Raw genomic sequence first — 12,211 nt, forward strand, 5'->3', positions numbered from 1 at the left:
TGATATTCCCAGGAGCTTCCCGAGCGGAAGCTCTTTTCCTTGCGTTTCCCACGGAATGGCGCACCGGGCAGTCCAATGCCCATGGAGAGGGAATTAGGGGTGAGGGGCGGACATGAGCGAGCGAATCGACGGCGGCATTCCCCTGTCCGACAGCCAGGAGGGCATCTGGCGCGCACAGCGCCTGGCGGGCCCCCGCGCTGTCTACAGCGTCGGGCAGGCCGTCGAGATCACGGGCGCGCTCGACGTGGCCGCCTTCGAGGCCGCACTGCACCGGACGGTCGAGGAGACCGAGATCCTGGGCGTGCGCTTCACCGAGGACGCGACGGGCACGGTACGGGCCGTACCGCTCGGCGTGGGCCGGCCGGCACTGCGTGTCGAGGAGTGGGACGGGACCGGCGGTGACCGGCGGGCGTGGCTCGAAAGCCGTATGCGCGAGGAACTCGCCGCGGTGGAGGACCCGCTCGCGGCGCGGCTCTCCTCGTTCGTGCTCTTCAGACTCGATTCCGATCGATACTGCTGGTTCCAGGGCTACAATCACCTGCTCCTCGACGGATATGCGTGCACCCTCATGGCCCGCCGAGTCGCCGAGATCTATTCCGCGATCGTCGCGGACAGGCAATTTCCGGAGTCCGGTCAGATCTCGTTGCGCGAGGCATTCGACGAGGAGACGGCGTACCGCGACTCGGGTGACTTTGCGGAAGACGGACGCAATCTGCGTGACCGATTTTCTGATCGCCCGGAATTGGCGGAGGTCGCGCGCCTTTCCGGAGGCGGGGGTGGTGCGGGGTCGGTGGCCCGGGTGACCGGCACCCTCGCACCCGACGCCGCGACCGCTCTCCGTACGGCCGCCGACAGCGCCGGCCTGCCGACCTCCCGACTGCTCCTCGCCGCCGCCGGCGCCTTCGTGAGCGGCATGGCCGGAGCGTCCGAGGCGCTCCTCAGCCTGCCCATGACCGGCCGCGTCAGCGAGACCGACCTGCGCGCACGCGTCACCCGGGCGAACATGCTGCCCCTGCGGTTCCCGGTCCCCACCGGAGCGAACCTGCTCGACCTCGCACACACCGCCCACGAGGCTGTCGCCGGACTGCTCCGGCACCAGCGGTACCGGGGAGAGCGGCTCCGCCGGGAACTGGGCTGGCCTGAAGGCGACCGCTGGCACTTCGGGCCGTACGTGAACATCCTGCCGCGCGCCGGAGAGCTGGCCTTCGGCGCCTGCCGAGGCGTGGCACGGGACGTGTCGACCCGGCTCGTCGAGGACTTCGGGGTGCTCATCGACCGGACCGCCACGGGGATCGACATCACCGTCGAGGCCAACGCGGCGCTCTATGACGGGGCGTGGACGCGGGCCGTCCATCGCTCCCTCGTCGGCTTCGTCGAGCGAGCGGTCCACGCGCCTGCGGCGCCGGTGCGGCGGGTTGAGGTGGCGGGGGATGACGAGCGGGACCTGGTGACGGGGGCTTGGAATGCCACGGGTGAGGTGACTGAGCCTGGCTTGGTGGTGGAGCGGTTCCGGGGGTGGGTGGCTGAGGCTCCGGGGGCGGTGGCGCTGTGGTCGGGCGGGCGGGGGTTGTCGTACGCCGAGGTGGATGCGTGGTCGGATGCGCTGGCGCGTGGGTTGGTCGCGAGGGGGGTGAGGGCCGAGTCGCGGGTTGGGCTGTGTCTGCCGCGTGGGGTCGAGATGGTCGTGGCGATGTTGGCGGTGTGGAAGGCCGGTGGCGCGTATGTGCCGCTCGATCCCGAGTACCCGTCTGAGCGGCTGGAGTTCATGGTCGCGGACAGTGGGGCCGAGGTGGTGCTGGTCGTGGAGGAGACGGCCGGGCGGGTGGCCGCGGGTGTGCTGCTGGATGAGTTGGTGAGTGATGCCGGTTCGCTGCCTGAGGTGCGTGGCGACCAACTGGCGTATGTGATCTATACGTCGGGGTCGACCGGGCGTCCCAAGGGCGTGGCCGTGGCGCATGCCTCGGTGGCGAATCTGGCGTCGGTGATGCGGCCGGTGCTCGGGGTTGAGCCCGGGGTGGTGGCGTTGCAGTTCGCGTCGTTCAGTTTCGATGCGGCGGTGCTGGACGTGGCCGTCACGCTGGCTGCGGGTGGCGCGTTGGCCATCGCCTCAGCCGAAGAGCGGCAGGACGCCTCGGCGTTGGCGGCCATGGTGAAGGCGGCCGGTGTTGACGTGGCGAGTGTGGTGCCGTCGTTGCTGGGGGTGTTGGAGCCGGGGGCGGTTGCCGGGGTTGGGAACTGGGTGCTGGGTGCGGAGCGCCTGGAGGCCGGTTTGGCGGCCAAGTGGCGTGAGGGTGCGCGGGTTTGGAACACCTACGGGCCCACCGAGGCGACCGTGATCACGACTTCCGTGCTGCTGGACGAGGGCATCACGGGTGAAGACGCCCCGCCCGCGATCGGCCGGCCCCTGGGCAATGTCCGCACCTACGTGCTCGACGCCTTCCTGCGGCCCGTACCTGCCGGGGTGGCGGGTGAGTTGTACATCGCCGGTGACGGTCTGGCGCGCGGGTACGTCAACCGTTCTGGGCTGACGGCGGAACGGTTCGTCGCCTGTCCGTTCGGGGAGGGCGGTGGGCGGATGTATCGCTCTGGTGACCTTGCCCGGTGGAGGGCGGATGGGCAGTTGGAGTTTGTGGGGCGTGCGGATGCGCAGGTGAAGCTCCGTGGGTTCCGGGTGGAGTTGGGTGAGGTGGAGGCCGTACTCGCTGCTCAGCCGGAGGTCGAGCGGGCCGTGGCGGTCGTACGGGATGGTCGGCTCGTCGGGTACGTCGTCGGCGGGGCGGACGGTGAGGACGTACGGGCGCATGCGGCGACCCGGTTGCCGGAGTACATGGTGCCGTCCGTCGTGGTCGTGCTGGATGCGTTCCCGTTGACGGTGAACGGGAAGGTGGATCGGGCTGCTCTGCCCGTGCCGGAGGCGGTGGCGGGGGTTGGCCGGGCGCCGGTTACTGCGGGTGAGGAGGTGTTGTGCGGCCTGTTCGCGGAGTTGCTGGGGGTGGAGCGGGTCGGGGCGGAGGAGAGTTTCTTCGAGCTGGGTGGTGACTCGATCACGGCGATGCTGCTGGTGTCGCGGGCTCGCCGTGCGGGGTTGGTCGTCGGGGCTCGGCAGGTGCATGAGTTGCGGACGCCGGCGCGACTGGCCGCGGTGGCGGGGGCGGTCGGCGGGTCGGTGGACGGTGCTCGGCCGGTGGACTCGGCCGTGGGTGAAGTGCCGTTGACGCCGGTGATGCGGGAGGTGCTGGACCGGGTCGGGGCCGACGGTGTGCGCGGGGTTGTGCAGTCGATGGTGGTGGAGGCACCGGCTGGGCTGGACGAGGTGGCGCTGCGGGGTGCGGTGGCGGCCCTGGTGGAGCGGCATGAGGTGTTGCGGGCGCGGCTGGTGGCGGAGTCGGGCGTGATGGTGGTTCCGCGGCAGCTGGCGGTGCCGGTCGATGGGCTGGTGGCGCGGGTTCCGGTCGTGAGTGCGGATCTGGCGGCTTCGGCTTCGGGTTCGGGTTCGGGTTCGGGTTCGGCTTCGGGTTCGGGTTCGGCTTCGGTGGAGGCGGCGGTCGCGGCCGCGGTGCGGCGGCTGGACCCCGCGGCCGGGGTGATGGTGCAGGTGGTGTGGCTGGACGCGGGGGCCGAGGTGGCGGGGCGGTTGGTCGTCGTCGCCTGTCATCTGGTCGTCGACGCGGTGTCCTGGCAGGTGTTGGTGCCGGATCTGTGGTCCGCGTACGAGAGCCTCGTCGCGGGGCGGGCCGTGGAGTTGGAGCCGGTTCCGGTGTCGTTCCGGGCGTGGGCGCGGGAGTTGGCGGCGGAGGCGGGGCGGCCGGAGCGGGTGGCGGAGCTGGCGGCGTGGCGGGCGGTGGTGGACGGGCCGCATCCGTCGCTCACGGACGTACCGCTGGACCCGGCTGTGGATGTCGGCGCGACGGTGCGCGAGGTGTCCGTGTCGGTTCCGGCGGAGGTGACGGCCGCACTGCTGACCGCGGTGCCGGCGGCGTTCCATGCCGGGGTGGACGAGGTGCTGCTCGCGGGTCTCGCCGGGGCGGTCGGTGAGTGGGCCGGGGTGGACGGGTTCCTGGTGGACGTCGAGGGGCACGGCCGTGAGCCGTTGTCCGACCGCGTCCAGGATCTGTCGCGGACGGTGGGGTGGTTCACGTCCTCGCGTCCGGTGCGGTTGAGGGCGGGCGCAGGAGTGTCGGTGCCGGAGGTGAAGGAGCAGGTGCGGGCCGTACCCGGGGACGGACTCGGTTACGGGCTGCTGCGGTACGTCCACCCCGACACGGCAAGGGCGTTGGCGGGCCTGCCCTCGGCGCAGGTCGGCTTCAACTACCTCGGGCGGGTCGGGGCGGGCGAGGGCTTTGGGGCGGGGAGCGCGCCGGACGCCCCGGTGATGCACGCCGTAGAGCTGCTGGCAGCGGTACGCGACACGGCGGACGGTCCGGTGCTGGAGCTGCGGCTGGCCCATCCCGCGCGACTGCTGGGTGAGGGGCGGGCGCGTGCTCTGCTGGAGGTGTGGGCGGGCAGGCTCGCCGGGCTGGTCGCTGATGTCCGGGGCGGGGCGGGCGGTCACTCGCCGTCGGACTTCCCGCTGGTGGCGCTGGACCAGGCGGGCGTCGAGGAGATCGAGGCGGCGGTTCCGGGGCTGGTGGACGTGCTTCCCGTGGCGCCGCTTCAGGAGGGCCTGCTGTTCCACTCCCTCTTCGACGAGGAGGGCGTGGACGTCTACGTCGAGCAGCTGGTCCTGAAGCTCGACGGCGCTGTGGACGGGGCCCGGCTGCGGGCCTCGTGGCAGGCGCTGCTCGATCGGCACACGGCGTTGCGGGCCGGGTTCGTGCAGGTCGCGGGAGCGGCGGGGCCCGTGCAGATCGTGGTCGACCGGGCCGTACTGCCGTGGCGGGACGTCGATGTGACGGGTCTGGACGAGGGCGCCGCGGAACGGGTGGGTGTCGAGGAGCGGGCCGCGCGGTTCGACCTCGCGGCGCCGCCGCTGCTGCGGGTGGCGCTCGTGCGGGAGGGCGCCGGGCGGTCGCGGATGGTGGTCACGCTCCACCATCTGCTGCTGGACGGCTGGTCGTTGCCGCTGGTGCTGCGGGAGCTGTGGACGCTCTACGCGGCCGGCGGCCGGGCGGACGGGCTCGGTGCGCCGGTGTCGTCGCGGCCGTACTGGGCGTGGCTCGCCGGGCGGGACACGTCGGCGGCGCTGGAGGCGTGGCGGGCCGAACTGGCGCCGGTCGAGGAGTCGGTGCTCGTCGCCCCGGCCGAGCCCGGCGCGACGGCGTCCGTGGTGCTGGACCGGGTCACCGAGCGCGCCAGTGTCGAACTGGTGCACGATCTTGAGCGGCTCGCCCGGGGTGCCGGCGTCACTCTGAACACCGTGGTGCAGTTGGCCTGGGGGCTGGTGCTGGGGCAGCTGACGGGGCGGCCCGCGGTGGTGTTCGGGGCGACGGTGGCGGGGCGCCCGGCGGAGCTCGCGGGCATGGAGGCGATGCTCGGCCTGTTCATCAACACACTGCCGGTGCGGGTGGATCTGGACCCGGCCCGGACGGTGGGCGAGACCCTGGCGGAGTTGCAGAGACGGCAGTCGGCGCTCCTCGATCACCAGCATGTGGGGCTCAGCGCTGTGCAGCGGGCCGCGGGGCCCGGCGCGACCTTCGACACCCTGCTGGCCTTCGAGAACTACCCCGGCGACCTCGACGCGCAGCCCCTCGGCGACGACCTCACCCTCACGGCCACGGAGCTGCGCGAGTCGACCAACTTCGCACTGGCCCTGGGTGTCACCCCGGCCGACGGCCTGGAGATCCGCCTCGACCATCGTGCCGATCTCTTCGACCGGCGGGACGCGTTGCGGATGGCCCGCCGGCTGGTGCGGGTGCTGGAGCAGATGGCCGGCGATCCGGGGCTGCGGCTGAGTGGCGTGGAACTGCTGGACGCGTCCGAGCGGGACGCGGTGGTGGGGGAGTGGAATGCGACGGCGCGGGAGGTGGATGCGGCGTCGGTGGTGGAGCGGTTCCGGGGGTGGGTGGCTGAGGCTCCGGGGGCGGTTGCGCTGTGGTCGGGGGGACGGGGGTTGTCGTACGCCGAGGTGGATGCGTGGTCGGATGCGCTGGCGCGTGGGTTGGTTGCGCGGGGGGTGGCGGCGGAGTCGCGGGTTGGGCTGTGTCTGCCGCGTGGGGTCGAGATGGTCGTGGCGATGTTGGCGGTGTGGAAGGCCGGTGGGGCGTACGTCCCGCTCGATCCCGAATATCCGTCTGAGCGGCTTGAGTTCATGGTCGCGGACAGTGAGGCCGAGCTGGTGGTTGTTGGGGAGGAGACGGCCGGCTGTCTGTCCGCGGGTGTGCTGCTGGATGAGCTGGTGAGTGATGCCGGTTCGCTGCCTGAGGTTGGTGGCGGTCAACTGGCCTATGTCATCTATACGTCGGGGTCGACGGGGCGTCCCAAGGGTGTGGGCGTCGCGCATGCGGCGGTGGCGAATCTGGCGTCGGTGATGCGTCCGGTGCTCGGGGTTGAGCCCGGGGTGGTGGCGTTGCAGTTCGCGTCGTTCAGCTTTGACGCGGCTGTGTTGGATGTGGCGGTCACGCTGGCTGCGGGTGGCGCGCTGGCGATCGCGTCGGCGGAGGAGCGTCGGGATGCGTCCGCTTTGGCGGCCATGATCGAGGCGGCGGGTGTGACGGTGGCGAGTGTGGTGCCGTCGCTGCTGGGGGTGTTGGAGCCGGGCGCGGTTGCCGGGGTCGGGAACTGGGTGCTGGGTGCGGAGCGCCTGGAGGCCGGTTTGGCGGCCAAGTGGCGTGAGGGTGCGCGGGTTTGGAACACCTACGGGCCTACCGAGGCGACCGTCATTTCGACTGCGGTGTTGTTGGAGGAGGGCATTACGGGTGAGGACGCCCTGCCTGCGATTGGTCGGCCTCTGGGGAATGTCCGTACCTATGTGTTGGATGCGTCTTTGCGGCCTGTACCGGTGGGGGTGGCGGGTGAGTTGTACATCGCCGGGGATGGTCTGGCGCGTGGGTATGTCAGCCGTTCTGGACTGACGGCGGAACGGTTCGTCGCCTGTCCGTTCGGGGAGGGCGGTGGGCGGATGTATCGCTCCGGTGACCTGGCCCGGTGGACGGCGGATGGGCAGTTGGAGTTCGTGGGGCGTGCGGATGCGCAGGTGAAGCTCCGTGGGTTCCGGGTGGAGTTGGGTGAGGTGGAGGCCGTACTCGCCGCTCACGCGGAGGTCGAGCGGGCCGTGGCGGTCGTACGGGATGGTCGGCTGGTCGGGTACGTCGTTGGGGACGTGGATGCCGACGACGTACGGGCGAGGGCGGCTGTTCGGTTGCCGGAGTACATGGTGCCGTCGGTGGTGGTCGTGCTGGATGCGTTCCCGTTGACGGTGAACGGGAAGGTGGATCGGGCCGCTCTGCCCGTGCCGGAGGCGGTGGCAGGTGCTGGGCGGGCGCCCGGGAGCCTCGCCGAGGAGGCGTTCTGTGCGCTGTTCGCCGAGGTGTTGGGGCTGGAGAAGGTCGGGGTCGGGGACGGGTTCTTCGAGTTGGGTGGGGACTCGATCATGTCGATGCTGCTTGCGTCCCGTGCGCGGCGGGCCGGGTGGGTGGTGACGCCTCGGCAGGTCTTCGAGGAGCGGACACCGGAGCGGCTGGCGCTGGTGGCGGTCGAGACCGGGGACGGGTCGGAGGCGGTGGATGACGGCGGCGTCGGTGAGGTGCCGTGGACGCCGGTGATGCGGTCGCTGGGCGCGGATGCGTTGCGGGCGGGGTTCGCGCAGTGGATGGCTGTGGGGGCGCCGGCCGGGCTGGGGACCGAGGTGCTGGAGGCGGGGCTGCGGGCGGTGCTGGATGTGCACGCCGTGCTTCGGGCTGGGGTGCGGGGCGGGGCTGAGGGGGCGCCGGTTCGGGGTGGAGCTCAGGGGTCGCCGGTACGGGGTGGAGCTCAGGGGGCGCCGGTACAGGGTCGGGCCGAGGGGGCGGCGGTTCGGGGTTGGGCCGAGGGGTCGTCGGTTCGGGGTCGGGCCGAGGGGGCGGCGGTACTTGGTGAGGCCGAGGGGTCGCTGGTGCTGGGCGGGGTTGAGGAGCCGCTGGTGCTGGTGGTGCCGGAAGCCGGCGAGGTGGATGTTTCCGGTCGGGTGGTGCGGGTGGATGCCGCGGGTGTGCCCGACGACGGTCTCGACGACGTGGCCGCGGGTGCGGCCCGGGCCGCAGTCGAGGGGCTGGATCCGCTGGCGGGCGTGATGGTGCGTGCGGTGTGGGTGGACGCCGGTCAGGACCGGGTCGGGCGAGTGGTCGTCGTAGCGCATCATCTGGTCGTCGACGGGGTGTCGTGGCGGGTGCTGATGCCGGATCTGCGAGCGGCCTGCGAGGCCGTGGCCGAGGGGCGGAACCCGGCGGACGTGCTGGAGAGGGGTGGCGCCTCCTTCCGTTCCTGGGCGCGCCAACTGGAGCGCGCGGCGCGGAGTGCTGAGCGCACGGCGGAGTTGGACGGCTGGGTGGAGTTGCTGGGCGGGGGTGACGGGCGGCGGGTGGCCGGGGCCGACGAGTGGCAGGCGGATGGGCATGCCGTTTGGCAGGCGGGCGGGGGTCGTCAGTGGCCGGTGGCTGGGGCCGATGGGCGGCTGGCGGATGGGGCTGATGTGTGGCGGGCGGCCGGGACCGGCGAGCGGCCGGTGGCTGGGCCTGGTGGGCGGCAGGGCGTCGGGCGTGGCGAGCGGGGCGTGGCGGAGACCGGTGAGCGGCTGGCGGATGGGCCTGATGTATGGCGGGCGGCCGGGACTGAAGAGCGGCCGGGGGCCGGGCTTGGCGAGCGGCAGGCGGGCGGGCGTCGCGAGTGGCCGGTGACTGGGGCTGACGGGCGGCAGGTGGATGGGCCTGATGTATGGCGGGCGGCCGGGACTGAAGAGCGGCCGGGGGCCGGGCTTGGCGAGCGGCAGGGCGTCGGGCGTGGCGAGCGGGGCGTGGCGGGGACCGGTGAGCGGCTGGCGGATGGGCCTGACGTGTGGCGGGTGGCCGGGGCCGACGAGCTGCCGGAGGCCGGGCTTGGCGAGCAGCGGGTGGCCGGGACTGGTGGGCCGCAGGTGGATGGGCGCGCGCGGCCGGTGGCTGGGACTGGTGGGCGGCTGGTGGTTGGGCGTGGTGTGCGGTGGGTGGTTGGGGGGCGGGGGCTGGAGCCGGGGCGGGACACCGTGCGGGTGGTCTGTCGGCGGGAGTGGGCTGTGGGCGCCGAGGTCAGTGCCGTTCTGGTGGGGCGTACCCCTGGGCTCTTTCACTGCGGTGTGCATGAGGTGTTGTTGGCGACGCTGGCCGGGGCCGTGGCGCGGTGGCGGCCTGAGGTCGGTGGCGATGGGCTGTTGGTGGACGTGGAGGCGCATGGTCGGGAACCGTTGGCGGAGGGCATGGACGTGTCCCGGACCGTGGGGTGGTTCACCGCGGTGCATCCGTTGCGGCTGGAGGTGTCGGGGCTCGATCTGGACGATGCCGCGGTCGGCGGCGCCTCGGCCGGTGCGCTGGTCAAGCGGGTGAAGGAGCAGGTCCAGGCGGTACCCGGGGACGGGCTGGGCCACGGTCTGCTGCGCTGGGCGAACCCCGACACGGCACGGGTGCTGGCGGAGCTTCCCGTGCCGGAGATCGGCTTCAACTACCTCGGCCGGTTCGCCGCCGCCGGACCGGACGCGGGCCCGGTCCGTGCCTGGCAGACGGCCGGGGACGCCGCGATGGTCGGTACGGCGGACCCCGACATGCCGGTGGCGCACGCTCTGGAAGCCGGTGCCCTGGTGGCCGACACCCCGGACGGGCCGCTGCTCACCCTCACCCTGAGCTGGCCCGGGACCCTGCTCGGCGAACGCCGGGCGGAGTGTCTGGGCGAGGCCTGGCTGGAGCTGCTGGAAGGCCTCGCCGTGCACACCGCCGATCCGACGGCCGGCGGTCATACGCCCTCCGACTTCGCGCTGCTCGATCTCGACCAGGACGAGATCGAGGCCTTCGAGTCCGAGTTCGCCGACGCCGACGCCGACGACCACCACTGATCGCTCGTCCGTCCGACTCACATACACCGTCGTCCGTCCGACTCACCTGCACCTTCGTCTACACCTTCGTCCGTCCCACTCTCGTCTCTGCTGCCTCCCTTGCCTTACTTGCGCCCGTTCTGGGCCATCCCATTTGTGAGGAGATCTACGCGATGACCCGGACTCGGAACGCCATCGAAGACATCTGGCCGCTGTCGCCCCTTCAGGAGGGACTGCTGTTCCACGCGGCCTTCGGGGACGGTGCGTCCGACGTGTACGCGGGACAGCGGGCCCTCGCCCTCGACGGGCCACTGGACATCGCCCGCCTCCGTCGCTCCTGGGAGGGCCTGGTCGCCCGGCACGGCGCCCTGCGGGCGGGCTTCCGCCGCCGTAGGTCGGGGCAGGCCGTTCAGGTCGTCGCCCGGCAGGTGGAACTCCCTTGGCAGGAAGCGGACTTGAGCGGGCTGTCGCGGGAGGACGCGGAGGCCGAGGCGGCCCGGCTGTCCGAGGCGGAACTGTCGGCCGGCTTCGATCTGGAGCGGGGCCCGCTGCTGAGGCTGCTGCTGATCCGCCTCGGCGAGCGGCGGCACCGCCTGGTGATGACGACCCATCACATCGTGCTGGACGGCTGGTCGTTGCCGATCCTGGTGGACGAACTGTCGACGCTGTACCGGGCCGGGGGCGAGGTCCGGGCACTACCGCCGGTCCGCTCCTACAAGGACTACCTGGCCTGGCTGGGCCGCCAGGACCGGGAGGCGGCACGGGCCGCGTGGCGCGCGGAGCTGGCCGGGGCGGACGAGCCCACCCTGGTCGCCCCGGCCGACCCCGCCCGCGCGCCGCTGCGGCCGGAGGCGCTGGTCACCGAGTGCAGCCCGGAACTGACCCGGGCGCTGGAGACGCTGGCCCGGCACCACGGGGTCACCATGGCCACGGTGGTGCAGGGCGCGTGGGCCCTGGTCCTCGCCCGGCTGGCCGGACGCCAGGACGTCGTGTTCGGCACCACGGTCGCGGGCCGCCCCACGGACCTGCCGGGCGCCGACTCGCTCATCGGCCTGTTCATCAACACCCTGCCGGTCCGGGTCGAGCTGACCGGCGGCCAAACCGTCGCCGACCTGCTGCGCACACTCCAGGCCCGCCAGGTCGCCCTCCTGGGCCACCAGCACCTCGGACTCACCGAGATACGGCAACTCGCCGGGCCCGGCGCCGAGTTCGACACGCTCGTGGTGTACGAGAACTACCCGCGCCCGGCGGACACGGCGCCGGCCGACCCCGGCGCCCTCGGCATCCGGTTCGACGGCCGGACGCGGGACGCCAGCCACTATCCGCTCGGCCTGATCGTCGGCCCCGGCGAGCGGCTGGAGCTGCAACTCGACCACCGCACGGACCTGTTCGACCGGACCCGCGCCGAACAGGTGCTGGCCGCCCTCCACCAGGTGCTCGAGGGCTTCGCTGCCGACCCGCGCACCCCGCTGGCCCGCCTCGGACTGCTGACCGGCGCCGAGCTGGCCCGTGTCACCCGGGACTGGCAGGACATCCAGCCCGAGGTGCCCACCGGGACGCTGCCCGAACTGCTCGCCGGACAGGTGCGCCGGACACCGGACGCGATGGCCCTGGACTCGGACGAGCGGACGTACGCCTACGCCGAACTGCAGGACGCCGCGGGCCGCCTGGCACGGCACCTGATCACCCTCGGGGTGGGACCCGAGCGCCGGGTCGCCGTCGTCGCCGAACATTCCGCGGACACCGTGGTCGCGCTCCTCGCCGTCTCGATGGCGGGCGGGGCCTTCGTCCCGCTCGACCCCGGGCACCCCGCCGACCGGCTCGCCCTCGTCCTGGAGGACGCCGACCCGGTCGCGGTGCTGTGCACCGAGGCCGGCCGCGCCCTGCTGCCCGAGACCGCCCGGGACCGGGCGATCGCCCTCGACGACCCGGAGGTCACGGCAGCGGTGGCACGCCAGGCACCGGGCCCGGTGACCGACGCCGAACGCACGGCACCCCTGCGTCCCGCAAACGCCGCCTACGTGATCCATACCTCGGGTTCGACGGGGCGGCCGAAGGGTGTGGTGGTGTCGCATGCGGGGTTGGTGAATTTGGCGGGTGCGCAGATCGAGCGGTTTGCGGTGGGTGTGGGTGCTCGGGTGTTGCAGTTTGCGTCGTTGAGTTTTGACGCGGCGGTGTCTGAGTTGTGCATGGCGTTCGGTGCGGGTGCGGTGCTGGTGGTCGCGGGGGTTGAGGGGT

2 protein-coding genes are annotated in these 12,211 nt (G+C 72.6%); both read left to right on the forward strand.

Features of this window, described 5'->3' with window-relative positions; translation table 11 throughout:
* Nucleotides 1-112: 112 nt before the first annotated feature.
* Nucleotides 113-9,994, forward strand: coding sequence for a non-ribosomal peptide synthetase (locus IQ210_RS48135; protein WP_194085198.1), 9,882 nt, complete (start codon nucleotides 113-115; stop codon nucleotides 9,992-9,994).
* Nucleotides 9,995-10,146: 152 nt separating this feature from the next.
* The coding region (locus IQ210_RS45920) for a condensation domain-containing protein (protein WP_194085199.1) at nucleotides 10,147-12,211 on the forward strand (2,065 nt) is incomplete at its 3' end.

Origin of the sequence: Streptomyces justiciae (genome assembly GCF_015163075.1) — a bacterium.
GTDB classification, from domain to species: Bacteria; Actinomycetota; Actinomycetes; order Streptomycetales; family Streptomycetaceae; genus Streptomyces; species Streptomyces justiciae.

Excerpts from the sequence above, each read along its gene's own strand:
- IQ210_RS48135 (WP_194085198.1), top strand. The coding sequence starts at position 113 with ATGAGCGAGCGAATCGACGGCGGCATTCCCCTGTCCGACAGCCAGGAG.